This window comes from Natronorubrum halophilum (assembly GCF_003670115.1).
Lineage (GTDB): Archaea > Halobacteriota > Halobacteria > Halobacteriales > Natrialbaceae > Natronorubrum > Natronorubrum halophilum.
Map to the genome: position 1 here is coordinate 50,480 of NZ_QQTY01000001.1, position 24,738 is coordinate 75,217.

Annotated in this window: 21 protein-coding genes; 9 read left to right on the forward strand and 12 right to left on the reverse strand. The window is 64.0% G+C overall.

Annotation, left to right across the window (positions count from 1 at the left end; genetic code table 11):
* The first annotated feature begins 220 nt into the window (after nt 1-220).
* Nucleotides 221-1,969 carry a glutamate--tRNA ligase gene (locus DWB23_RS00305; RefSeq protein WP_121740823.1) on the forward strand — a complete coding sequence of 583 codons (1,749 nt, stop codon included), beginning with the start codon at nt 221-223 and terminating at the stop codon, nt 1,967-1,969.
* Between the two features lie 48 nt (nt 1,970-2,017).
* Here DWB23_RS00305 and DWB23_RS00310 read toward each other — a convergent pair whose 3' ends face one another.
* The 6 genes from DWB23_RS00310 to tmcA form a co-directional block, all read right to left on the reverse strand.
* A complete protein-coding gene (locus DWB23_RS00310; RefSeq protein WP_121740824.1) occupies nt 2,018-2,302 on the reverse strand; it encodes a zinc ribbon domain-containing protein in 285 nt (94 codons plus the stop codon).
* Nucleotides 2,303-2,415: 113 nt separating this feature from the next.
* On the reverse strand, nt 2,416-2,586 hold the full coding sequence (locus tag DWB23_RS22770) for a hypothetical protein (RefSeq protein ID WP_162989713.1): 171 nt from the start codon (nt 2,584-2,586) through the stop codon (nt 2,416-2,418).
* Between the two features lie 84 nt (nt 2,587-2,670).
* Nucleotides 2,671-3,156, reverse strand: a complete 486-nt coding sequence (locus DWB23_RS00315; RefSeq protein WP_121740825.1) for a DUF456 domain-containing protein — start codon at nt 3,154-3,156, stop codon at nt 2,671-2,673.
* Between the two features lie 200 nt (nt 3,157-3,356).
* Complete coding sequence (locus DWB23_RS00320; RefSeq protein WP_121740826.1) at nt 3,357-3,875, reverse strand: DoxX family protein; 519 nt, start codon at nt 3,873-3,875, stop codon at nt 3,357-3,359.
* A gap of 135 nt (nt 3,876-4,010) precedes the next feature.
* A complete protein-coding gene (locus DWB23_RS00325) occupies nt 4,011-4,790 on the reverse strand; it encodes an MBL fold metallo-hydrolase (RefSeq protein WP_121740827.1) in 780 nt (259 codons plus the stop codon).
* Between the two features lie 147 nt (nt 4,791-4,937).
* Complete coding sequence (gene tmcA, locus DWB23_RS00330; RefSeq protein ID WP_121740828.1) at nt 4,938-7,205, reverse strand: tRNA(Met) cytidine acetyltransferase TmcA; 2,268 nt, start codon at nt 7,203-7,205, stop codon at nt 4,938-4,940.
* A gap of 345 nt (nt 7,206-7,550) precedes the next feature.
* Between tmcA and rpl7ae the strand changes: the two genes are divergently transcribed.
* The 7 genes from rpl7ae to DWB23_RS00365 all read left to right on the forward strand — a co-directional run bounded on the left by rpl7ae (nt 7,551) and on the right by DWB23_RS00365 (nt 13,798).
* Nucleotides 7,551-7,913: a 50S ribosomal protein L7Ae gene (gene rpl7ae, locus DWB23_RS00335; RefSeq protein WP_121740829.1), complete on the forward strand. Its 363-nt coding sequence runs from the start codon at nt 7,551-7,553 to the stop codon at nt 7,911-7,913.
* Nucleotides 7,914-7,924: 11 nt separating this feature from the next.
* A complete protein-coding gene (locus DWB23_RS00340; RefSeq protein WP_006064297.1) occupies nt 7,925-8,149 on the forward strand; it encodes a 30S ribosomal protein S28e in 225 nt (74 codons plus the stop codon).
* 3 nt (nt 8,150-8,152) lie between these two features.
* Complete coding sequence (locus DWB23_RS00345; protein WP_121740830.1) at nt 8,153-8,572, forward strand: 50S ribosomal protein L24e; 420 nt, start codon at nt 8,153-8,155, stop codon at nt 8,570-8,572.
* Nucleotides 8,569-9,033, forward strand: coding sequence for a nucleoside-diphosphate kinase (gene ndk, locus DWB23_RS00350; protein WP_121740831.1), 465 nt, complete (start codon nt 8,569-8,571; stop codon nt 9,031-9,033). The genes DWB23_RS00345 and ndk overlap by 4 nt, the downstream gene beginning before the upstream one ends.
* 383 nt (nt 9,034-9,416) lie before the next feature.
* A complete protein-coding gene (locus tag DWB23_RS00355; protein ID WP_121740832.1) occupies nt 9,417-9,830 on the forward strand; it encodes a DUF7344 domain-containing protein in 414 nt (137 codons plus the stop codon).
* 180 nt (nt 9,831-10,010) lie between these two features.
* The gene (gene sod, locus DWB23_RS00360) at nt 10,011-10,613 is read left to right on the forward strand and encodes a superoxide dismutase (RefSeq protein ID WP_121740833.1); all 603 of its coding nucleotides are present in this window, start codon (nt 10,011-10,013) and stop codon (nt 10,611-10,613) included.
* A gap of 146 nt (nt 10,614-10,759) precedes the next feature.
* On the forward strand, nt 10,760-13,798 hold the full coding sequence (locus tag DWB23_RS00365; RefSeq protein ID WP_121740834.1) for an FAD-binding and (Fe-S)-binding domain-containing protein: 3,039 nt from the start codon (nt 10,760-10,762) through the stop codon (nt 13,796-13,798).
* A 621-nt stretch (nt 13,799-14,419) separates the two neighbouring features.
* Here the strand turns inward: DWB23_RS00365 and DWB23_RS00370 are convergent.
* Together DWB23_RS00370 and DWB23_RS00375 are read right to left on the reverse strand one after the other, a co-directional pair.
* Nucleotides 14,420-16,273: an aldehyde ferredoxin oxidoreductase family protein gene (locus DWB23_RS00370; RefSeq protein WP_121740835.1), complete on the reverse strand. Its 1,854-nt coding sequence runs from the start codon at nt 16,271-16,273 to the stop codon at nt 14,420-14,422.
* A complete protein-coding gene (locus DWB23_RS00375; protein ID WP_121740836.1) occupies nt 16,270-16,653 on the reverse strand; it encodes a VOC family protein in 384 nt (127 codons plus the stop codon). Before DWB23_RS00375 ends, DWB23_RS00370 begins: the two co-directional genes overlap by 4 nt.
* Before the next feature lie 922 nt (nt 16,654-17,575).
* Here DWB23_RS00375 and DWB23_RS00380 point away from each other — a divergent pair.
* Nucleotides 17,576-18,451 (forward strand): SMP-30/gluconolactonase/LRE family protein, encoded by an 876-nt coding sequence (locus tag DWB23_RS00380; protein WP_121740837.1) that lies wholly within the window; start codon nt 17,576-17,578, stop codon nt 18,449-18,451.
* A gap of 47 nt (nt 18,452-18,498) precedes the next feature.
* Here the strand turns inward: DWB23_RS00380 and DWB23_RS00385 are convergent, their stop codons facing one another.
* The 4 genes from DWB23_RS00385 to DWB23_RS00400 all read right to left on the reverse strand — a co-directional run bounded on the left by DWB23_RS00385 (nt 18,499) and on the right by DWB23_RS00400 (nt 24,609).
* The gene (locus tag DWB23_RS00385) at nt 18,499-19,602 is read right to left on the reverse strand and encodes a Gfo/Idh/MocA family protein (RefSeq protein ID WP_238717315.1); all 1,104 of its coding nucleotides are present in this window, start codon (nt 19,600-19,602) and stop codon (nt 18,499-18,501) included.
* A gap of 6 nt (nt 19,603-19,608) precedes the next feature.
* Nucleotides 19,609-20,346 (reverse strand): sugar phosphate isomerase/epimerase family protein, encoded by a 738-nt coding sequence (locus tag DWB23_RS00390; protein ID WP_121740838.1) that lies wholly within the window; start codon nt 20,344-20,346, stop codon nt 19,609-19,611.
* 891 nt (nt 20,347-21,237) lie between these two features.
* Nucleotides 21,238-22,572 (reverse strand): alpha-galactosidase, encoded by a 1,335-nt coding sequence (gene melA, locus DWB23_RS00395; protein WP_121740839.1) that lies wholly within the window; start codon nt 22,570-22,572, stop codon nt 21,238-21,240.
* Between the two features lie 69 nt (nt 22,573-22,641).
* A complete protein-coding gene (locus DWB23_RS00400; protein ID WP_121740840.1) occupies nt 22,642-24,609 on the reverse strand; it encodes a glycoside hydrolase family 127 protein in 1,968 nt (655 codons plus the stop codon).
* Between the last annotated feature and the right edge of the window lie 129 nt (nt 24,610-24,738).

The window sequence follows — 24,738 nt, forward strand, 5'->3', positions numbered from 1 at the left end:
TAAACTGGCTACAACGTACGATCCCGGGCGACTTACATCGGCACTCCGGGGTGGGCCCGGTCGATCAAATCGGTCGTGTCGGCAGTATCGCCGGGGCACCGAACGTCCATTGCAGGGACGCACTGAACGTCCATTGTGGGGACGCACCGAACGCACGTTGCGGGGACGCGCTGAACGCACATCGCGGAGGTTTTGGGCCGGGACCGAATACGTCTCGGTAATGGACGACGAGTTACGAGAGCGTGTCGAGCGTGAGGCGGAGAAACACGCGCTGTTGAACGCGGTCAAACACGAGAGCGACGCCGACGTCGGTGCGATCATGGGACCGCTGATGGGCGACAATCCGGACTTTCGCCAGCACGGCGACGAGATTCCGGGTATCGCGGGCGGCGTCATCGGCCGGGTCAACGACCTCCCGTACGAGGAAAAGCGCGAGCGACTCGAGGACCTCGCTCCCGAGGAACTCGCGGAGATCGAAGCCGAAGACGAGGAAGACGAACACGACCTCCCCGACCTACCCAACGCGGACGACTACGACGAGGTCCGGATGCGCTGTGCGCCGAACCCGAACGGGCCGTGGCACGTCGGCCACGCCCGGATGCCCGCCGTTATCGGGAGCTACAAGGACCGGTACGACGGCTGGTTCTGCGTCCGCTTCGACGACACCGATCCCGAGACGAAACGACCGGACCTCGACGCGTACGACGCGATTCTCGAGGACCTCGATTACCTCGGCTTCGAACCCGACGCGATCTACAGGGCGAGCGACCGCCTCGAGATCTACTACGAACACGCCCGCGAACTGATCGAGATGGGCGGGGCCTACACCTGCTCGTGTTCGGGCGAGGAGTTCTCCGAACTGAAGAACAACGGCGAGCCGTGTCCCCACCGCGACAAGGACGCCGAAACCGTCCGCTCGGAGTTCGAGGACATGATCGCCGGCGACTACGAGAGCGGCGAGATGGTCCTGCGGGTCAAGACCGATATCGAGCACAAGAACCCCGCGCTGCGCGATTGGGTCGCGTTCCGGATGATCGATACGCCCCATCCTCGCGAGGAAGCCAGCGAGTACCGCTGCTGGCCGATGCTCGACTTCCAGTCGGGGGTCGACGACCACCTGCTCGAGATCACCCACATCATCCGCGGAATCGATCTGCAGGACTCCGCGAAACGCCAGCAGTTCGTCTACGACTACTTCGGGTGGGAGTACCCCGAGGTCGTCCACTGGGGTCACGTCCAACTCGACGCCTACGACGTGAAAATGAGCACCTCGACGATTTCGGAGCTGATCGATCAGGGCGAACTCGACGGCTGGGACGACCCGCGCGCGCCGACGCTCAAGAGCCTCCGCCGGCGCGGGATTCGCGGCGAGGCCATCGTCGAGTCGATGATCGGCCTCGGAACCTCGACGACCGACGTCGACCTCGCGATGAGCACGGTCTACGCGAACAACCGCGAGCTGATCGACGACGAGGCCGACCGCCGATTCCTCGTCCGCGAGGGCAATCAGGTTCCTCTCGGCGGGAGTCCGCCCGACCAAGCCACCCCGCCGCTTCACCCCGACCACGAGGAGCGCGGCGTCCGGGAGATTCCCGTCGGCGACTCCGTCATGCTCGAGCCCGAGGACGTCCCCCGGCGCGAGGAACGCGTCTGGCTGAAGGGACTGGGCTGTTTCCAGTTCACCCGTGACGTCCTCCAGTACACCGGCGAGGACCTCGAGGTCGTTCGTGAAGGCGACGTCGACGTGGTTCACTGGGTCCCGGCAGACGATCGCGTCCCCGTCCGAATGCGGACGATGGAGGGCGACGTGCGTGGCCACGCGGAGCCGGGGGTCGCCGACCTCGAGGCGGGCAAGCTCGTCCAGTTCGAACGGGTCGGGTTCGCGAGAATCGATCGACACGAAGACGATAGTACCGATGAAGACGGTGCCGACACCGGCGAAACCGTCGTGTACTACGCCCATCCCTGAGCCGAGAACGGGTTACCAAGCGATCGCTCGAGTCCACAGCGGACGGCGTTATTCCGTATTTGCGTCCGTGTTCGAGTCCGTCTCCGGTTCCGGTTCTGGCGCCGTTTCTGTACTGATCTCCGCTTCCGGCCCTCCCTCCGTATCCGTATCCGTCTCCGTTTCCGGCGCGACTCGCTCGACTTCAGTGCTGCCACACGACGGGCACGTCTCCTGCTCGCTGTAGAATCCTTCGTCGCAGTTTCGACAGCGGTACGTGACGCCGTCGTCGCGTGCGGACACCGCCTCCTGTTTGAATCGCTCGACCTTCTCGCCGAGCCGTTCGAACATGCTCATAGCGGTCATATCGTCCCGAAAACGTATAAACACCGACACCGGAGACCGTCACTGCTTCCGCCCGCGGGTCGTTCGACCGACCTTGACCGATATCTCAGCCGGCTTCGTCGGCACTACCCGCCCTCGAGCAGATCGTCGCCGCTATCCGTTATCGGATCGGCGACAACGCCGTCTCGCCGACCGAGCACGCGAGCGTGGGCGGCACAGACCAGTCGGTTGTCGGCCCACGGGACGTGAAGCTCGATGGTGGCGGGCCGTTCGCAGTCGGTTTCGGTGCAGTCCATAGCTCTCCGTACGAGTGCATCGGACTCAGTGTTTGCGTCGAGTACCGCGACTCGAGGATGACCCGGTCGACAGCTCCGAGCACATCAGAAGACGAACACTGCGACGACGAACGCGAACAGGATCGTGGTCGTCAACAGCGCCTGAATCGCCGTCGAAGCGAAGGTCCCGACGGTCGCGTAGACGGCGGAGCGAGCGCTGTGATTGACGTTGCCCTCCCGAAGGAACTCGACCGCGAAGACGGTTCCGAACAGCCCGACGAGAAGCCCCAGCGGGCCGGTAAGGATCATGAGCACGATAGCGACGACGGCGGCGACGGTGGTGGTCAGCCACGAGGCACCGCCCGCTCGAGCGGCGATCGATCCGGCGAAGAACTCGGCGAACAGCGTCGTCGCCCCGAGAAGCGTGAGGGCGGCGAGCGTGATCGTTCCCGGTTCGGTGAAGCCGGAGTGCCACCAGTAGAGGTAGACCCCCGACAGCGAGAGCAATCCGCCCGGAACGAGCGGAACGAGCGTCCCGACGACGCCGCCGACGAGCAAGGCGATCGCGAGGATGGAGACCGCATCGACCATTGTACTCCCCCCGACGGGCGGGTACGGCAAAGGCGTATGGGAAACCGGACTCGAAGCCGCCAGTTCGGCGTTCGGTAGCTGGCTCGTTCGTCTCATTGACCCGGCCGTCGGTGACCGTTGGAGGAACGATATCGCTTCCCGGAGAGGCGCTCGAGAGATCCGCATCTGATGACCGTGTTACACGTAATTGATTCTCCCCTTCATCTCGGTTTGGGGCCGGTCTTCGTCGGTCCGGTATCCGATCGCCGGTAGCTCATCGCACTCGTCGCCCACAGGAGCATCGAGATGAACACCACCTGGACGAAAAACCGAAACCAGAGCGGTGTGGCTACCTTTCCGGCAACGGCGAGGCCCTCCTGTGACGCGACGACGTTCGCCGGAAACATGGCGACGAGTAGCAACGCCAGTCCGAGACCTGCGTACCGTGCCGTCGCTGGCCGCAACAGTCCGACCGCTCCGAGCAGTTCCAGGACGCCGGTGACGGTTACCAGCAGTTCGGGATAGGGAAGCACGTCCGGAACCATCCGGACCAGATCGGCTCGAGTACCCGTGAAGTGCGACGCGCTCGTAAAGACGAACATCGTCGCGAGCGCGTATCGCGCCGCCAGCTTCCACGATTGCAGGGACCGAACCCCGAGAACCCCGAGCGTTCGAAACAGCAGAAGCGCTCCGATGAGGAGCACGAACGGGACGACAACGTACGGGTGTTCGTGTATCATGCAGAATACAGCACGCAAGAGTATGTAACGGTGTATTCAGCGCTTCGAGACAGTCGATCCCGTCTCGAGGCAGTACGGGCCGAGACCATCGATTCTCGAGGCCGGAGATGGAAATCCCGATCACACGAGTCTCGATTAGCTGGTATCGTTCCGTTCGCGGGCCAGTCGGACCGCCGCGCTCACCTCTCCTCGCCACTGACCCCCGTGGCCCGGGAGCAACACGACGGTGCCGAGGGTCTCGAGTCCAGCGAGCGACTCGAGCGCCTGTGCACGATCGTCGTTGAACATGGCCATGAGCTGCGGGCCGTCGGCGCGGCCGGTTCGCAGGTCGATCGTCGCAAGCGCGTCGCCACAGAGAAGGACATCTCGGTCGGGCAGGAACAGCGCGCACGTTCCGGGACTGTGTCCGGGGACGTGAATCACCTGTGGCTGACCCGGAACGTCAAGAACGTCGCCGTCCTCGAACGTCTCGACCGACTTGACCGGCGGAATCGAACTCCCGCCCGCCCGCCAGAGTTCGACGTACAGTTTCAACACGGGCGGACGCCACGCGTCCGCGACCATCGAGATGAGGTCGCCCGTCGACTGTCCGCCGTCGGTTCCGCGGACCAATCCGGCGTCGGCTTCGTGAACCAGCACCGGGACGCCTGCAGTTGCGCGCAGTCGCTCGGCAAACCCGATGTGATCCGGATCGCCGTGGGTCAACACCAGCGCCGCGATGTCGTCGAGTACGTACCCTCGAAGCACGAGCCACTCGACGAGTTGGTCCCAGTGCGCCGGCAGCCCCGCGTCGACGACGAGCAACCGTCCGTCCGTCTCGACGACGTACCAGTTGACTCGCTCGCTCCCGAATCGGTGGACGCCGGGTGCGACCTCCAGGTTCCCATCCACCTGCTGCTCGACGGATTCGTTCATCCCCGTTAATTTAGACGCCACCGTACTTGTACTTGGCTGGCGAGCGTCGGCCTGGTGATTGGCTCGCCGACGACGCGTCGGGCAATTGCATCTGTCGCTCTGTCGACCCCGTGAAGTCACACTCGCTCGCTCGAGCGTCGAACGCGCTCACTCGTCGGCGAATCGCGATCGCTCCTCGAGCGCCGCGGCCGACCCGTACCGATCGACCAGCGGACGAACGGCGTCGCCGAGCGCGCGCATACAGTGGCCCGTCGAGTGGTACTCGAGTCGATCCGCGATGGTCGCCAGATCGCGGCCCTGTAGAGCGCGTAAAACGAGCAGCCGTTCCTCGCGGTCGGTCAAGTCGACGTCGGCCGGCTTTTCGATACCGTATCGGACGATCAGTTGCCGGAACGGTCCGGGGTCGACGTCGAACAGCCCGGGGCCGTACGCTGCACCGGCGACGACGCGCCAGTCGTGATCGGATAGCTCGAGCGACGGCGTCGCCGCATCGTCGACCGTCCGCAAGACCGCCCGGGCGACGTCCGGATCGAGGTTCGACAGCGCGTCGGTACACAGCGCCGCGAAGCGACGAGCGAACCAGTCGGCGTGGCGGTCGTGGAGTTCGGTTCCCGCGCCGGTCGTGGGTGCGAGCATGAGCGCCGAGTATTCCCCGCTGGCGTCGTTGCGAGTCGTCGAGAGGTGGATCGTTCGATAGCCGTTCTCGCGCCAGAACTCGAGGAGAGCGGGCGTCGCGCCGAAGCCGGTCCCGAGCCAGTCGACCGAGCCCGAAAACTCCCCGCGGATGCGCTCGAGCAGACGCGAACCGAGGCCGCGCGAGCGGACCGCGTGGTGGGTTGCGATACGGATGACGCGGAGGCCAGCCGGGTCGCCCGCGGACTCGTCTCGCAACTGGCTCGTGAGGATGTCGGGGAGCATGTTCCCGCGCACGCGGCCGCCCTCGTACAGCATCGATCGCGTCTCCGGCGAGAGGTTCCCCTCGCGAGCCAGCAGGGCGACGCTCACGACGCGGCCGTCGTGGAGAAGTGCGCGGGCCTCGAGATTCGGCGCGTCGAGCAGCCGCGCGAGGTCGTTTGGCTCGGTGCGGTAGTGAGCGAGCACGAGCAGGCCGAAGGCCTCCCGGAGGAGCGACTCGTCGGCGAGCAGAGCGTTCGGTTCGAGCCGGCGGTACGTCACCGACTCGGGCGTTGCGTCGGCGACCAGTTGTTCGACCGGCGGGCGGGCGTCGAGCAGCAGGGCGCGAAAGGCCCAGACCTCGAGCGGATCCCCCGCCGCGTAACGGACCGGTTCGACGAGCGTGCGGTCGACCACCTCGTGATCGCTGTCGGCGAGTCGGTCCCGGAACCGAACCGAGAACCCCCGTCCGGCACCCTCGTAGCCGTGAACCGTCGTCGCGAACGCGATGCGATCGGCCTCGAGCAACGACTCGAGGACCGAGACCGGAAGCGCCGCAGCCTCGTCGACGACGACGACGTCCGGGGACCCGAGATAGTCGACGGCGTCGGCGGGCTCGAGAAAATGGATGCGGCCGCCGGCGGCCGTCTCGATGTGGTTTGACTCGACCGTTCCAGTGCGACCCGCAAGCGTCTCGCAGAGTTCCTCGGCGCGGTCGAAAATCTCCGCGGCGTTACGCGATTCGGGTGCCGTGACGAGGACGCGTTTTCCAGCGGCGGCGAACGCCCCCGCTGCCAGCCCTGCCGCGCTCGACTTGCCCCGACCGCGGTCGGCCTCGAGGACGACGGCTCGCGGCTCGTCGCCGTCCTCGAGCAACGACTCGAACGCCTCGACCGCATCGGCCTGATCGTCGGTGAGACAGGCCTCGTAGGCCGCGGTCGGAAAGCGAGCGTTCAACGGGGGCGTCGGCGTTGCGGGGTCGCCCAGCCGCGGCGCCGGATCCGTCGATCCGTCGTCGACGACTCGGTTCGACTCGAGGTCGACGATAGCGATTCCGCGGTGTGCTCGAAGCGTCTCGACGAGTCGCTCTCTGAATCGTCCGGTGACGTCCGACAGCGAAAACGGGGGGACGGCGACCGATTCGGAGAACTCGCCGCGTCGGTCGGGCCACTCCTCAAGCGGCGGGGTCAGAAGGATCAGCAGTCCGCCGCCGTCGACCGCGCCGACGACTTTGCCGAGCGCATTCGGTCGGAGTCCGTCGTGAGCGTCCAGAACGACGGCGTCTCGGGTCGTCCCGAGGAGGTCGCCCGCGTTCGCCTGCGGAAGCTGTTCACACCGGAGACGGTCTTCGGGACCGACGAGCGTCGTTTCGGTAATCGGGATCGGGAGGGCGTCGAGGACCGACTCGAGGGCGTCGTATCCCCGCTCGCGGTCGCCCGCGAGTACCAGCAGCCGCCGCTCGTTCGCTCGCGTCGCCTCCGCAAACAGCGATTCGGCGAGTTCGACGACGTCAACGTCCATGTACTCGGGTTGGCGTCTCGAGGGTATAGTAGCCACTGCATCGCAGGATGCACCCGATCCGAGACGACGTAGCTGTGACGGTGGACACTGTTGTGACATTATCGCCACCCCGAGCGCTTCTCGAGTCCGAATCGGCTTCGGACCGCCCGTGCGGACGCGTCCCACAGCCCCAGCCGTTTGAACACGCTTTTAAGGGGGGCAACGCTACTGCGTAGTACACCCTACGCGGGGTTGATGATGCTCCTAGCTTCACAGGACTTCCGCCGGAATTGCTTCGGCACGGGGTACCCAGTGCCCCGGACAGCAGGGGAGCGCGAGCCCACGTGTAGGAGAGGTGAACAACCAATGTCAGTTTACGTAACCACAGACATCCCAGTCGACCTTGCAGAGGACGCCCTCGAGGCCCTCGAGGTCGCACGAGACACCGGACGCGTAAAGAAAGGAACGAACGAAACGACGAAGGCGATCGAGCGCGGCAACGCCGACCTCGTCTACGTCGCCGAAGACGTTTCCCCGGAGGAGATCGTCATGCACCTGCCCGAACTCGCCGACGAGAAGGGCATTCCCGTCGTCTTTATCGAGACGCAGGACGACGTCGGCCACGCTGCCGGCCTCGAGGTCGGGAGCGCCGCCGCGGCGATCGTCGACACCGGAGAGGCGTCGGACGACGTCGAAGACATCGCTAGTAAGGTCGAGGACCTCGACTGAGGTGATCAGAGATGAGTGCTGAAGAGGAAGAAAGCGGCTCTACGCCCGCCGAGGTCATCGAGATCGTCGGCAAGACCGGCATGCACGGCGAAGCCATGCAGGTCAAATGCCGGATCAAGGAGGGCGAGAATCAGGGACGAATCATCACCCGAAACTGCCTCGGGCCGGTCCGCGAAGGGGACGTACTCCAGCTTCGCGAGACCGCCCGCGAGGCGGACTCCATCGGAGGACAATAACCAATGGTCGAGAAGCGAACCTGCGACTACACCGGGGAGGAGATCGAGCCCGGAACGGGCATCATGTACGTCCAGAACAACGGTACCGTGCTCCACTTCGTCAACTCGAAGGCGGAGAAAAACTTCAAGCTCGGTCGCGAACCGCGTGACCTCGAGTGGACCGAGGAAGGTCGTCGCGGCAAGAGTCCGGCCCAGACTGAGACGGTGACCGAGGAGGAAGCCGATCAGGACGAGGTCGTCGACGAAGACGAGGACGAAGACCTCGACGCCGAGGAAGAAGCCGTCGACGAAGACGAGGACGAAGACCTCGACGCCGAGGAAGAAGCCGTCGACGAAGACGACGGGACCGAATCCGACGGTGACGAGGACGTCGCCGAGGACGAATCGGACGCCGAAGACGACACAGAAGAGGACGACGAATGAGCGATCACGAGCGCACCTTCGTGATGGTCAAGCCCGACGCCTTCGCGCGCGGGCTCGTCGGCACGGTCATCTCCCGACTCGAGGACCGCGGGCTCAAACTCGTCGGTATCAAAGTCGAGACCATGCCCCGCGAGCGCGCCGAAGAGCACTACGGCGAGCACGAAGACAAGCCGTTCTACGACGATCTCGTCGACTTCATCACCTCGGGACCGGTCGTTCCGATGGTCTGGGAGGGCCAGGACGCGACGCGCCAGGTCCGTCAGATGATCGGCGAGACCGATCCGCTCGAGGCCGAGCCGGGGACGATTCGCGGTGACTACGCGCTCGACCTCGGTCGAAACGTCGTTCACGCCGCCGACCACGAGGACGAGGGCGCGAACGAGCGGGAAATTTCGATTCACTTCGACGACGACGAGCTGACGGACTACGACCAGCACGACGACGCCTGGCTCTACGAGTAACGGCCGTCGGGCTGACGATTATTTCGCTGTTTGTTCTCGTACCTGCTGGAGTATCACACCTGCCGTCTCATCCGCGTAGCCGCTGTTTCAACATTTCATCTCCGCTTCGCGTTTTTGACGTCGTGCTTTCCGCTCGTAATTACCGATTTCCCACTCGGAACGAATATCCGTCCTCGTTCGGCTGTGTTGTCCCGGTGCGAATCGATGTCTCAACGGGATAACGCGGGAGAATTGGTCGAGGTGGTCAGAAACGGTATTCTGTCTCGCACAATCGTATAGATACAATACATGTGTGTTTCTAGGTAGACGTAACATCTAATGTGACGGCTGCAGAAGGGACGGTTGGTGGTTTCGAATGGTAACATACGGTAGGTGGTTTGTGAATGCGTGAAACGGAAGGGGAGCCGGCGGAGATTGCAGGCCAGATAACGCCCTCGCTGGACCTGATCTTCGACCTGCTCTCTACCCGGCGGCGGCGGTACGCGCTTTATTACTTGCACGAACAACCGGACGGCGTCGCAACGATCGAAGAGATCGCGGACGCCATCGTTGCGTTCCAACACGGCGACTCGGATACGGAGCCACAGATGGCGAACCTGGAGACCGAAACCGAAGCGGAAGCTGACTCCGAGGAACAGCGCCGGCAGGTTCACATGGAACTCCAGCACACGCATCTACCGAAACTCGAGGATGCGGGCGTTCTCGAACACGATCAACGCAGCGAGACGGTCCGATACTGGGGCCAGCCGTCGCTCGAGGAGTGGCTCGAACACGCCTACCACAAGGAACGATCGTAGGTCGTCGTGAGCGATCCGGGACGCACGGCAGGTTGAAAGGTTTAATGCCTGAACCGTTGTGGAACCACTCGAGGCAGCGAATCACGTGAGGGGAAGACGATCGGTTATGTGGTATGGTATCGTTTCTCTCCTCAAAACTTAACAGGGCAGATGCAGTGATAACACCACAGGTGAACGCAAATGACTGACCACGAACTTCCACCGCTTCCGTACGATTACGACGCGCTAGAGCCATCGCTTTCCGAACAGGTGCTGACCTGGCACCACGATACCCACCATCAGGGCTACGTTAACGGTCTCAACTCGGCCGAGGAGACCCTCGCGGAGAACCGCGAGTCGGGCGAGTTCGACTCGACGCCCGGTGCTCTCAAGAACGTCACCCACAACGGCTGTGGACACTACCTCCACACGCTGTTCTGGGAGAACATGTCGCCTAACGGCGGCGGCGAGCCCGAGGGAGAACTCGCAGACCGTATCGAGGAGGACTTCGGCTCCTACGAGGGCTGGAAGGGCGAGTTCGAGGCCGCTGCCGGCGCTGCCGGTGGCTGGGCGCTGCTGGTGTACGATCCCGTATCCAAGCAACTGCGCAACGTTGCGGTCGACAAACACGACCAGGGCGCACTCTGGGGCTCCCACCCGATCCTCGCACTGGACGTCTGGGAGCACTCCTACTACTACGACTACGGTCCGGACCGCGGGGACTTCATCGACGCCTTCTTCGACGTCGTCAACTGGGACTCGGCCGCAGACGAGTACCAGAAGTGTCTCGACCACTTCGAGTAACGCCACCGGCCGTCTACGCGACGACTCGGTAATCCCGACGTTTTTCGACCACCGTCTCCGAGAGCGGCGCAACCGGTCAGTCGAGACGTGGTACACTGTCTGAGGATGACACGCACTGTTTTAGTTCTCGGTGGTCGAGTCACCGTATGGCTACGGAACGAGTCGAAAGCGGGGGCCGGCCGCTCGAGCGCGCCTCGAGCACAGTCGCGGACGAAACGGGCGATACGCACGAATCGGATCGCGACCTCGCGGCCGACCTCCGGCGAGCGGTCGAGGGCGACGTTCGATTCGACGAGTACACGCGGGTGCTGTACGCGACCGACGGGAGCATTTACGGCGCTCAGCCGGCGGGTGTGGTCTTTCCGCACGATACGGACGACGTCCGCGCGGCGGTCCGCGTCGCAGCCGACCACGGCGTACCCGTCCTTCCACGGGGTGCCGGCTCCTCGCTCGCCGGACAGACGGTCGGGCCGGGCTGTCTCGTTCTCGATCTGTCCCGACATATGGCCGATCTCGGCGAGATCGACCCGGAGGAACGACGAGTCACCGTTCAGCCCGGCGTCGTTCAGGACGACCTCGACGACGCCCTCGAGCCCCACGGGCTCCGATTCGCCCCCGACCCGGCATCCTCGAACCGGGCGACGATCGGCGGCGGCATCGGTAACAACTCGACGGGTGCCCACTCGGTCCGCTACGGCATCACGGACGCCTACGTCGAGGAGTGTGAGGTCGTCCTCGCCGACGGGTCGACGATCCGCACTCGAGACGTCGTTCTCGATAGTCCCGAGTGGGACGCGATCGTCTCGAAGGACGACCGCGAGGCGGAGATCTATCGAACCGTCCGCGCGATCGTCGAGGACAACGCCGACGAGATCGAGACCCGGTATCCGACGCTCAAACGCTGCGTGAGCGGCTACAACTTACAGAAAGTGCTGCGGGAAAACGCGGCGGGAGAGGACGTACTCAATCTCTCGAAACTCATCGTGGGCGCGGAGGGAACGCTCGGCGTCGTCGTCGAGGCCGAACTCGCGCTTGTGACTCGCCCCGAGAAGACCGCACTCACCGTCTGCTGTTACGACGACCTGCTCTCCGCGCTGGCTGCGGTTCCCGAGGCGCTCGAACTCGAGGCCAGCGCCGTCGAGTTGATGGACGACGAGGTGTTCCGACTGGCGGCCGACTCTCCGGAGTACGCCGAGTACGCGGAACCGATTCCCGACGGCACCGCGGCGGTACTGATGGTCGAATTCGACTCGGAAGTGGTCGACGATCTCTCCGCGGCGCTCGAGAACGCGACGGCCCGTCTCGTGGACGCGGGAGCCGCGTTCGACTCGCTCGAGGCGCTGACTCCTGACCGACAGGATCGACTCTGGAAGCTTCGAAAGGCGTCGATTCCGCTGTTGATGAGCATGGAAGGCGATCCGAAACCGTACCCCTTCGTCGAGGACGCCTCCGTGCCGCCCGAGGAACTCGCCGAGTACGTGGCCGGCTTTCAGGAGATCCTCGCGGACCACGATACGACGGCAGCCTACTTCGCACACGCGGGCGTCGGTACCTTGCACATTCGGCCGGTGCTCAACCTGAAAGACGGCGAGGGCGTCGAAAAGATGCGATCCATCGCCGAGGACGTGACCGACCTCGCGCTCGAGCACAACGGTGCCTTTTCCGGCGAGCACGGCGACGGCCTCGCGCGGACCGAGTTCAACCCGAAGCTGTACGGTCCCGACCTCTGGCAGGCGTTCAAGGACGTGAAGTCGGCGTTCGATCCCGACTGGCGGATGAACCCCGGGAAGGTCGTCTACCGCGAGGATGCGCCCACGGATATCCGCGAACACCTTCGATACGGCCCCGACTACGCCTCGCTCGAACCGCAGACGAAACTCGATTTCGACGACGAGGGCGGCTTCTCCCACCTCGTCGAACTCTGTAACGGCTGTGGGACCTGTCGCCAGACCGGCGGTGACGTGATGTGTCCGACCTACCGGGCGACCGAGGAGGAGATCGCGACGACCCGCGGGCGGGCCAACCTGCTCCGGGCCGCGATCAGCGGCGAGATCGATCCGGAGGAACTCTACGACGAGCGGTTTCAACAGGAGGTGCTCGATCTCTGTATCGGCTGCAAGGGCTGTCAGAGCGACTGTCCGACGGGCGTCGACCTCGCGAAACTCAAAGCCGAGGTCAAACACCAGTACCACGAACGCGAGGGGACGAGCCTCCGCGAACGGCTCTTCGCGAACGTCGATCGGTTCGCGGCGGCCGGAAGCGCCGTCGCCCCGATCGCCAACCGCGCCACGAGCGTGCCGGGCGCGCGGACGGTCCTCGAGAAAACGGTCGGGATCGCACCCGATCGGACGCTGCCGACGTTCCGGCGGGAGACGCTGGTCGACTGGGACGAGCAACGTGATTCGCGAGTCGATCCCGAGGCGGCCGAGGCGGGCGTCGTGCTCTTTCCGGATACGGACACGAACTACTCGAATCCGGCTCTCGGCAAAGCGGCCGTCGAACTCCTCGAGACCGCGGACATCCACGTGACGATACCTGACCTCGGACCGACCGGGAGATCGGCGTACTCGCAGGGGTTGCTCGACGACGCCGCCGACTGTGGCACCGAACTGCTCGAGGACGTCGAGCCGTACCTCGAGCGGGGTTGGTCGGTTCTCTTCGTCGAGCCCTCCGATGCCGCGATGGTCGTCGACGAGTACCGATCGCTGCTGTCGGGACGCGTCGACGACGACCGACTCGAGCGGCTCGTGGCGAACGCCTACGGCGTGTGCGAGTTCCTCGACAGGCACCGGGTCGACGAACGATTGCCGTACGACCACGAAGACGGCCGGAGACGGCTGACCTACCACGGCCACTGCCACCAGAAGGCCCGCGGCGCGGACCACCACGCGGTCGGACTGCTGAGACGCGCGGGATACGCGGTCGAGCCCGTCGATTCTGGCTGCTGCGGGATGGCCGGCAGCTTCGGCTACGAGGCCGAACACTACGACCTCTCGCGGGCGATCGGCTCGATTCTCCGGGACCAACTCGAGGAGGCGTCGGCTAGCGGGGCCACGAGTACGGAAACCGACGGCGCTACGGTCGTCGCACCGGGAACCTCCTGTCGGACGCAGATCGGCGATTTCGAGGGATACGACCGGCCGCCACACCCGGTGGAGTTGCTCGCGAGGGCTCTCGAGGCGTAATCCCGGCTCGAGGTGGGGTGACGGAGGGCGATCGCAACTCAACCTCTCGAGGCGAGCACGGTCGACTCGGGGCGTCCGGTTTCGGGAATCGCCGATCTCCAGAAAAATATCGATAACCAGAGCTATGGGCCGATCCACCAGGAAACATATCTGTGTAAAATCTGTTCTTTTCCTGCTCGAGGTAGCGAGGTAAGAGACAGTATACTGCTATTTTCGGGTGGGCGATGCTACCAGCAAGAGACGCATTCATCGGGTTAGCTGTGTTTACCGCCCATTACGCAACCTGAACTCCGAGCAATATCGAACCGAAACGCGCCCGTGAAATCACCGCTTCGAGAAACCGATCGTCCCCCAAACGATCCGACATTTCGGAAATATATACAGAATATGAATGCGATAGTTTCCGGATGCCGAAATCGAAGAACGGAACACGCTCCGACTCGCTCCGTCACGATTTCCGAACGTCGCCAGCGGAACGTTCTCGGGTGCTCGCGACCGTCCGCTGGTATTCGGTCGCATACGGCTACGGTCGTTCACCTCAGGGAGTTGAACTCCGGTGTGATACCGCGGTAGCGTCGGAAAATCAGCTCCTTCCAGAGTGAAAGTACCGAGTCTGGCGGGCTATCCGGCGAGTTCGGCGATATCCAGCCGTTCGAGAACCGCATCGGTCGGCTTCCCCTCGTCGTCCCACTGGCGGAAAGCGTAGTACTCCGTCAACATCGCGTCGAGTTCCGCCGGCGGACAGTACATTCCCTCGGAGGGACCCTCCGGAATCGGTTCCGTCATTACGCGGTGTGACAGCGTGTCGGTTTCCTTGCTCGCGATACCGCGTTCGACGTTGATGAGTCGCTCGAGGTTGTAGATCCGTTCGCCGATCGCTTCGACCTCGTCGGTCGTCAGCTCCCAGCCGGTGGCGTAGTTGATCGCGTCTCTGTACCGGTCGTTGATCCGTTTCCCCCACCCGCCCTCGCTGACGAATCGACACTGCGTGAGCGAGTCGCCGAGGGCCGTGTAGTGTTGGGACCGAGCCGCGAACTCGGCGGTCCCCTCCGTCGTCTCCGCGTGCTCGCCACCGTACTGGCGAGTCGGTCTCGTATCGTGGTGTGAACCGCCGCGCGTCGACGTCGCGTAGCCGACGCTCATCCCCTTGAGCCCTCGAGGCGAGTGCGCGGCGAACTCGAGGCCCTTCGAACCGTGTACGTATCGCTCGGCCTCGTCGCTCAGCTCCGCCGCCATCCGGAACGATCCGTCGGCGAGTCGGTCGCCGATGCCCTCGCGCGAACTCGTTTCCCGAGCGAGTTCGACGAGTCCGTCGGTGTCGCCGAACTCGAGGTGGTCCGAACTGTCTTCGGGGAGGTGCCCGCGGTCGTAACACTCGCGGGCGAACGCGACGGTGACGCCCCAGCTAATCGTATCCATCCCGAGTCGGTCGCAGAGATCGTTCGCCTGGATCACTCGTTTGATGTCGTACGCCTCGACCATCGTCGTCGTCGCGAAGAGGCTCTCGAACTCCGGGATCTTCGCGTCCGTGATGCCGAGCGATTCGACCGAGACGTGTTTCCCGCACTGTACGGCACAGTTCGCACACGTCGTGTCTTCGGTCACGTAGTCGGCGTTGAGGGTTTCGCCGCTGACCTCGTCGGCCCGTTCTGGCTCCGTGTGCTCGAACTGGTTGTTCCGGCGGCCGAGTTTCCCCATCTCGTTTACCGGGTTGACGAGGCCGCTCGTCCCGTATTCCTGGAGCATCTCCGTCTCTTCCATCAGCGGCTTCATCCGATCGATCGCGAGCGATTGGAGCCCGTCCGAATCCGCGATCTCGGGTTCGAACTCGCCCTCTCGTATCGCGACCGCTTTCAGGTTCTTGCTGCCGAGTACCGCCCCCGAACCGCCGCGACCGGCGACACCCTCTCGAATCTCCGATTCGTGGAGGAGACACGCGTATCGCACCTGATTCTCCCCCGCCGGTCCGGCAGCGATCACGTGGGTATCGAAGCCGTTCCCCTCGCGGTCGCGGATCTCCGAACAGGTTTCGTACGTCTCCAGTCCCGCCAGATCCGGCGCTTCGACGATCTCCGCCCCGTGTTCGTCGATCGCGAGGTAGGACAGCTCCGGGGCCGCTCCGTGGATCGCGATCGCGTCGAAGCCGGTCGACTTCTGTGCGCAGGGGAACGTCCCGCCGAAGGTGCTGTCGAAAAAGCCGTTGGTCATCGGACTGATGAACCCGACGACGCCGCGACTGGTGCTCTGGAACGGCGTCAGATTCATCGGGCCCACCGCGAAGACCGCCGTGTTCTCCGGATCGAACGCGCCCGCGTCCGTCGGCACGTGTTCGTGGATCAGCTTCGCTGCCAGTCCGTTTCCGCCGAGAAACCGGCGCGCGTCCTCGGGTTCGAGGGGGTCAATCCACGTTCGGTCGCTCGAGAGATCGACGTGGAGGATCTCGCCGCCGTAGACGCCCGGAACCGTCTCGCTCATTTCGGCACCTGCTGGACGAATTCGACGGTGTAGCCGTCGGGATCGGTGACGAACGCAACGCGCCGATCCGCCTCGTCGATCGTCGTCGGCTCGAGAACGACCTCGCAGTCGCTCGCTCCGACGACGCGTTCGAACGTCGCGTCGACGTCGTCGACGGTGAGGGCCAGATGGTCGACGCCGGACGGGGACACTGCGTCGCCGTCGCCGTTCGTGTCGTACTTGAACTGGAGTTCGGCACCGGCGTCCGTGCCGACGTAGTAGTTTCCGGTTCCGTCCGGCATCGTGAACTCCCGCCGGTATTCGAGGCCGAGAACGTCCTCGTAGAACGTCGTCGTTTCGTCCAGATCAGAGACCCAAATCGCGGTATGTGCTACGTCCATATATCCTGTAAAACGTGGGCCTCTACCGTAAAGAAACCTCCACAAATAACACTCGAGGGTGCGTTTTAATTGTATCTTCAATCGAGGAGAGGGTATTGGAGCCGTCGACCGTCGCTGCACGGCCGTCGTGCGATCGAGGAGAGCTCGATTCGATTGTGACGACATCCGAGAGTTGAGGACGGCAGGCGTCTGGTACACGCAAAAAGCGAGGCGGATGGTTACGGTGTCGATGAGACCGATCGAATGTCTCGACGGATTCGCGACCGGATCAGCTTGAACGTGGTGGAACGCGAGCGGGCATCTGCAACCGATGGTGCTCTGCGTTCGTTGCCACTCCGAAATATGTCGAGATCAGATATTACTCTGAAGACAGTTATGTGTGGATAAGATCACTTGCGAAGAGTGATCCACGATCGGGTCCGAACGGACGATCTACCGTCTGCTAATCGGGAGCCTCGACTCACGTTGTGCTCGACGAGACGCCGATCGTGATCGATAGCTAGCGGTAGCCGCCGTGCCCCAGCGCCAATCCGAAAATGGATAACGAGCCATACGAGACAGTCGTTTTCAACACCTAACGACGTTACCACAGGTCGATCGACTAACGTAAACCGAGAGATACGACCGCTCTGACGCAGCGTTCTCATCGATGGGGTGCGTCTCCCGACTGTATTCCGTCGGCGAGGACTCCGGTTTCGATACGAAAAGCGGAAGAGCCGAAGCGGGGTTCGTTCACATATGATTATCGATAGCTACTCGAATATGTCTTCATTAGAATATACTTGGCGCCTCGGGGTGGCGACCACCGAATCATCGTTCCGATCCCTCGTCGTTCGATGCGATCTCTCGACTACACAGACCGTTCCACCGCACTTATCGTAGCAACTATACATTCAAGTACGAACGGACGAAAACGGGTCTCATGGATACCATCGAACGCGTCGCCGATATTCGTGCCCACACCGGAGAGGGACCGCTGTGGCATCCCGACGAACGACGACTGTACTGGGTCGATATTCCGGCCGGTCGACTCTATCGGTACGACCCCGCGACCGACGAGCACGAACGCGTCTACGAAACCGACGCCGATCCCCTCGGCGGGTTTACGATCGAAGCCGACGGCGCGTTGCTCCTGTTCACCCACGGGACCGTTAGCCGGTGGGATCCCAGTGCCGAAACCGGGACCGCCGAACCGGTCGCCGAGATCGACGCTGCCACTCGGTTCAACGACGTCATCGCCGACCCCGAGGGCCGCGTCTTCTGTGGAACGATGCCCGGCGAACACGAACTCGGCGACCTCTACCGACTCGAGCCGGACGGCACGGCGACACTCGTCGTCGAGGACGTGGACATCGCCAACGGGATGGGGTTCTCGCGGGATACCGAGACGTTCTACTTTACCGAATCCGAAGCCCACCGCATCTACGCGTTCGATTACGACCGATCGACCGGCGACCTCACGAGCGAGCGAACACTGCTCGAGACGCCCGCAGACGACGGCGTCCCGGACGGAATGACCGTCGACGAGGAGGGTTCCATCTGGTCCGCCCGCTGGAACGGCGGCCGCGTCGTCCGGTATGACTCCGACGGAACTGCGGTCGACGAGATCGATCTCCCGGCGCGGAAAGTCTCCGCCGTCACCTTCGGCGGGCCGGAGTACCGCGACCTCTACCTGACGACCGCACTCGCCGACGGAAACCGATCCGACGAAGGCGACGGCGCAGGCGCGCTCTTTCGGGTCCCGGACGTCGGCGTCGCCGGCGTCCCCGAGTTCCGATCGCGAATCGCGCTCGAGTAGCCGCGTCGGCGTCGATTCCGTTTCGTCGCCGAAGCGGATCGAGCGGGTTACGGCTCCTCCTCGTCAGCCGCCGGTTCGGGCGTTAGCTCGCCGCTGTCGACCATCGCCTCGAGCGGATTGTCGTCGATCTCGAGCGGGAAATCGACGCGGCCGCGGCGGCGGACGGACTCGTAGCCGCCGAACAGGATCTCGGCCGTATTGAGTCCGATCCGGCCGCTGAGCTTGGGTTCGGTTCCCGACTCGAGACACTCGAGTACGTGGTCGATCGCCCGGTCGTGGAACCGCGAGCCGAACCGATCTCGTTCGGTCCCCGTTCGGTGCATCGTCTCGCCGTCGACGTCGAGTTGCTCCGTCGAGCCGCCTCGTCGCAACTCGAGCATCGGGCCGTCGTCGACGGCGATCCGGATCTGGCCGTCGGTCCCGCGGAGCAGGATGGCCGCCCCGACCATCTCGCTCCCCGTGCCGGTGGACACCACGCCGTAAACGCCGTTGTCGTACCTCCACTGGGCCCACATCTGGTTCTCCTGGTGGGAGCCGAATCGCTGATCCTCCTCGCGGTAGTCCAGTTGGGCGATAACCCATTCTGCGGACCGATCGCCGGCAAACATTCCCGCGAGATCGACCGTGTGTGCGCCCGTGTCGTAGAAGTCCCCCCAGCCGATCTCGATGCGCTCGAGGTCGCCGATCTCGCCGTCCTCGAGGAGTTTCCTGGCGTCGACGAACGGGCGGCCGAATCGACGTTGCCGGTTGAACGTCAGTTGAACGTCTTTGCGCCAGCACGACTGGACCAGCCGCTTTGCGCTCGCCCACGTGTGTGCCATCGGCTTCTCGCAGTGGATAGCGTCGACGACGCCGCTGCGGGCACACCCGACGACGATCTCTTCGTGAATCGCCGGCGGGACCGCCACGCTGACGACATCCGGTTCGACCGTCGCGAGCAGTTCGCGGTAGTCCTCGAAGACGCGTTCGGCTGCAATGTCGAACTCGTCCGCGAAGGCTGCGCCGTTCTCCGGGACGACGTCGGCACAGGCCACGAGCCGGCAGCGATCGTGGTTTCGGTACGCCTCCGCGTGTCGGTACCCCATCGCGAACCCGTCGAGCGTCGGAGTATCCGGATCCGGTCCGGTGCCGACGATAGCGACATCGTACATCGATGATCACCTGAACGAATCGAGGACGGCCGCGCCGTGCTCGAGCGATTCGCGCGGGTTCGTCGGCTCGTCGTGTTCGTACACGTACCACTCGACATCCGCGGCTTGAGCCGCGTCCAGGCACGCCTCGAGGTCGACGTCTCCCTCGTCGAGTTCGGCGGGCGACATCGTCTCCGTATCGACGTCGGCGAAGTGAACGAGCGAGATTCGGTCGCCGTAGCGCTCGAGGAGCGCGACCGGATCGAGGCCGCCGGCGACCGCCCAGCCGAGATCGAGTTCGAACCCGAGACCGTCATCGGATTCGTCGAGGAGTTCCTCCATCGCCGTGCGGTCGCCGCAGTCGACGAACTCGTGGTCGTGGTTGTGGTAGTGGAGGTCGAACCCGCGGTCGGCGACGGTGCCAGCCATCGTGGACAGCCGTTCTGCTGTGGACCGCACCGCCTCCGACGACTCGAAGTGCGTCTCGTCGAGGTACGGAACGACGAGCGTGTCACAGCCGAGTCGATCGTACGTCGAGAGGGTTTCCTCGAGCGATTCCTCCAGGTCCTCGAGGCCGACGTGTGCGCTGGCCGCGGCGAGACCGGCCCGCTCGAGGGTGGTCGCGACGGTGTCGATATCGGCGTCTCGGACGCGGTGAGCGAACTCGACGCCGTCGAACGACGTCGTCGCAACGTTCTCCAGTATCCGTGGGAGCGGGTCGTCGATCCCGCGAAGCGTGTAGAGTTGGATGGCCGTCTGTGGCATACGATAACAATTTGACGGGTGCCACGTATATAGATGGTGTAACCGGGGATTGTGGCTGGGTCGCCGATCCGCATCCGTCGACCCGGTCCGGACGAGACGGATCGCGGATTCGGGTTTAATCATAGAGAACGCAGTGGGTGCGCTACGAGTCGTGGCTTCACTGTGCGAACCGAATCGACCGGTGATTCGAACCGGAGGCGTCCGACGTCAGTACGGCCTTGGTTTACAACCATATGATCGTAAATATCTGCCGAAGTTGCACCTCGAGCGCTGGAACTCGATTTCGACTAGCGACACCGATCGCGCGATCCTATTACCCCTATTTGTCACCCGCGGGAGCTAGAAAAGCCGATGACATGATCGACACACTGCTGTTTCCCTCCCGATCGGCGGACGCCGTTCTATCCTGTCCTCGTGGCACTAGTACCGATGATAGGCGCTCTTTAATTTCTCTCGAGCGGATCTACTCGATACGAGTAATACTGTCGCAGCAGTGGCAAACGATCGTGAACTGATCGTGCGTATTAGTCACAAACACTCGCGAAAGTATCGGAGCAGAACGACAGGTACCGAGTCCTAGCCGAAAGAATCGTAATTCAGTAACGGTGGTGTCGAACGGGCAGTCGACGCCGGTAGTACTGTCTTTGAACTGAGAGTACCACTGAAACCTCCGTTTAGACGGAGAAATATCGCGTGAGGCTGACGATCGTCAGCTTCGGACTCGAGCAGCGTCGAGTCCGTCGAGACGGTGCGTAACCGTCTCGGCCCGAACTCTCCGGTTCGCCACCGGTGTCGATACCGTCGGCTGTCCGCCTCGTTCCGTTCGTTCGCCGCGAGCGTGGCGCTTTCGCACACTTTCGGAGTGCGACGATCGGACTCCGCGTGCCACGTTCAGGCGAGTTCGGGCAGGTACTCGTCGTTCGCCTCGAGCAAGTCGTCGACCATGTCGTCGGTCGCCTCGAGCGTGCACACCGCAGCCGTCAGCGGGTCGAGTTTGACGGCCTGTCGAAGCGCAGTCTCGTCGCGCTCGACGGCGGCGGCGACGGCGAGCGACTGGACGTTGACGTTCGAGCGGTTGGGGGCTGCGAGTTGGGGCGGGAGGTCGCCCACGGAACAGGGATGGACGCCCGTTCCGTCGACGTGACACGGAACTTCGACCAGCGCGTCGTCGGGAAGGTTCGTGATAAGTCGCCCGTCGTTCGGAACGTTGAGGTTCAGCCGTCGGGGCTCGTCGGTTTCGAGGGAGTGGACGATCCGTGCGGCGTACTCGCCGGATCGCGAGAGCGAGGTGTCCATCGTCTCGGGATCGAACTGGTCGGCGTGATCGATCGTCCGCCACTGGTCGAAGTACTCGCCCGTCGGGAGCCAGCAGACGGGGGAGTACTCGAACTCCTCCCGGTCCGGATCGTAGGCGCTGGCGTCGACGAGCCGGTCGATTTCGTCCTGACTGTGACGGAAGTACGGCAGGTACTCGCTCAGGTGGTGGCTCGACTCCGTGATAAACCGGCCGAAGTGGTCCATCGTCTCGAAGCGGACGACGTCCCGGGCGTAGATGTCCGGGTCCGTCATCGCCGCCCTGAGATCGGGATACAGGTCCCGCCCCTCGTGTTCTAACTCGAGGAACCACGCCATGTGGTTGATGCCGGCGACCCAGTACTCGAGTTCCTCGACGGGGACGTCGACGTAGCTCGCGATGTCGTGGGCCGTCGCGACGATGCTGTGACAGATGCCGTAGACGTCGATCTCGGTCTCGGCCTCGAGCGCCCAACAGACCATCGCCATCGGGTTCGTGTGCTGGAGCAACGGGGCGTCAGGGCACAGTTCCTCCATGTCGCGGGCGATGTCGAGCATCGTCGGAATCGTCCGCGTGGCGCGGAAGACGCCGCCGGGACCGAGGGTGTCCCCGACCGACTGTTTGACGCCGTAGCGTCGCGGAATCTCGATCTCGTTTTCGACCGGTTCGACGCCGCCGACGTGGATCGTCGTGATCACGTAATCCGCGTCCTCGAGCGCGGCCCGCCGGTCGGTCGTCGCTTCGACCGTCGCGGAAAGGTCGTGGTCGTCGACCAGGAACCGTGTCGCGGCTTCGATCCGCCCGAGGCGGTCGCCGTCGATATCCATCAGACACAGCGTCGAGTCCTGTAAGGCCGGGAACGAGAGGACGTCGCGGACCAGCGTCTGCGTGAACGTGTGACTCCCCGCGCCGATAAACGCGATTTTCACCATCGTACGTCACGGTGTCCCACGCACGATAATAGCTCGTTCGGTTATCGAGACCGGCGCTCGTGACGCAGTTCAGCCGTCGTGCAGCCAGACGGCCATCTCGCCGGGCTCCCGGTTATCCCACTGGAAGTAGGGGATCGCGGTGAACGAAGCCGAAACGCGATTCGTCTCCGCGGCCGGTCGGTACAGGTCGTTGTCCCACTCCTCGAGGGTCGGAGCCGACGCCGCTCCCTCGAGGACGACGGTGCCCCCGAGGAGGTCTTCCCGATATCGTGCGTCGGCGTTCGATTCCGACTCGAGTCGATACTGATTGAGGGGCCGGTCGTTGTCCACGCCCTCGAGACAGTAGACGAGCGGGCCGCGAGTGAGTGCGATCCGTCCGGCGTCCGCCTCGACCGCCGGATGGGCTCGGACCGGGACGACCGACTGCTCGAAGCCGATCTCGAGGCGGTCGTCGTCCCATTCACGCGTCACGGTGACGTAGTCGGCGTTCCAGGTCCCGGGCTGGCCCTCGACGTCGCCTTCGAGTACGTGCTCTTTGTCGTTGATGCGAACCGTCACGTCGGGACACCACGAGGGAATCCGGAGAGAGACGCCGAACTCGGTCGGTTCCGCCGCGTCGACCTCGAGCGTCACATCGCCGCCCCACGGGAGGCCGGCCGTCTGTACCACGCCGACGTCCGTGCCGGCGACGTCGACCGTCGCTGCGCTACTGACGTACTGGTTGACGTACAACCGCGGATCGTCAGCGTCGTCGCGTCCGGTCGCGTACAGGTACCCCTCGAGCGAGGCGAGTAATCGCGCGACGTTCGGCGGACAGCACGCGCACTCGAACCAGCCCTCGCGGTGATGATCGCCGTCGCTCTCGAGTCGGTTGTCGTAGAAGAACTCGGTTCCGTCCCGTGATATCCCGACGAGGACGGCGTTGTACACCGTCCACTCGATCAGGTCGGCGTAGCGCGCGTCGCCGGTCAGTTCGAACAGCCGCTGACTCCAGAAGACGCTGCCGATCGCCGCACAGGTCTCGGCGTAGGCGGTGTCGTTCGGCAGGTCGTAGTCTTCGGTAAAGCGCTCGCCGGCGGCGCTCGAGCCGATGCCGCCGGTGACGTACGTCCGCCGTTCGGTCACGGTCTCCCAGAGGCGCTCGAGGTGGGCGAGCAACTCCGCGTCGCCGGTTTCGGCGGCGACGTCCGCAGCCCCGGCGAAGAAGTACGTCGCGCGAACCGCGTGCCCTTCGACGGACGCCTGCTCGAGAAGCGGGGCGTGAGCCTGCGCGTAGCGCCCGTCGTACTCGCCGTCCTCGTAGAACGTGTCGCGCGCGCCGGCCGCGATGCCGCCATTTTCGGGGTCGTAGCCCGCGATCTCCTCGATCCGTTCGAACTCCCGTTCGAGGCGGTCGTCGTGACCGCGCAGGTCGACGAAGTACCGCGCGAGGTCGACGTAGCGGTCCTCGTCGGTCGCTCTCGCGAGTGTCACCAGCGCGAGTTCGATCTCCTGGTGGCCGGGGACGCCTTCGATCTCGTCGCCGAAGATCGATTCGATGTGATCCGCGAACCGCGTCGCGACCGCGAGCAGTTCGCGGTCGCCGGTCGCCCGGTGGTGGGCGACGGCGGCCTCGATGAGGTGACCCGCACAGTACAGTTCGTGCATCATGTTCAGGTTCGTCCACCGCTTCTCGGGTTCCTCGAGGACGAAGTACGTGTTCAGGTAGCCGTCGTCGTCGTCCTGGGCCGCGGCGACGAGGTCGATCACCTCGTCGACCCGTCGTCGCAGGTCGGGGTCGTCGCGCGTCGCGAGGACGTAACTCGCCGCCTCGAGCCACTTGTAGGCGTCCGAATCGGCGAACCACATCCCCCGAAAGCCGCCGGAATCGCCAGCGGCGGCCCGGCGGAAGTTCTCGAGACAGCCGCTCGTCTCGAGGTGGTCGTACTGGTACTCGAGCGTGACCTCGCGATTGGTCTCGAGCCACGAGTTCCAGAACTCGTCGTCGATCGTGACATCGGCCTGGTCGACCGACTTGGCGGAGTGAAGCGTCGTCATTGTGTGCCATTCTCAGGGAAGGCATTGTAATTCTTCGGATCGGACGCCGATCGATCCCGCCAGAACTCACCCGTCCGGCAGCCGCCTCGAGACCCAGAGCCGAGGACCACTCAATCGACCGCTCACCGA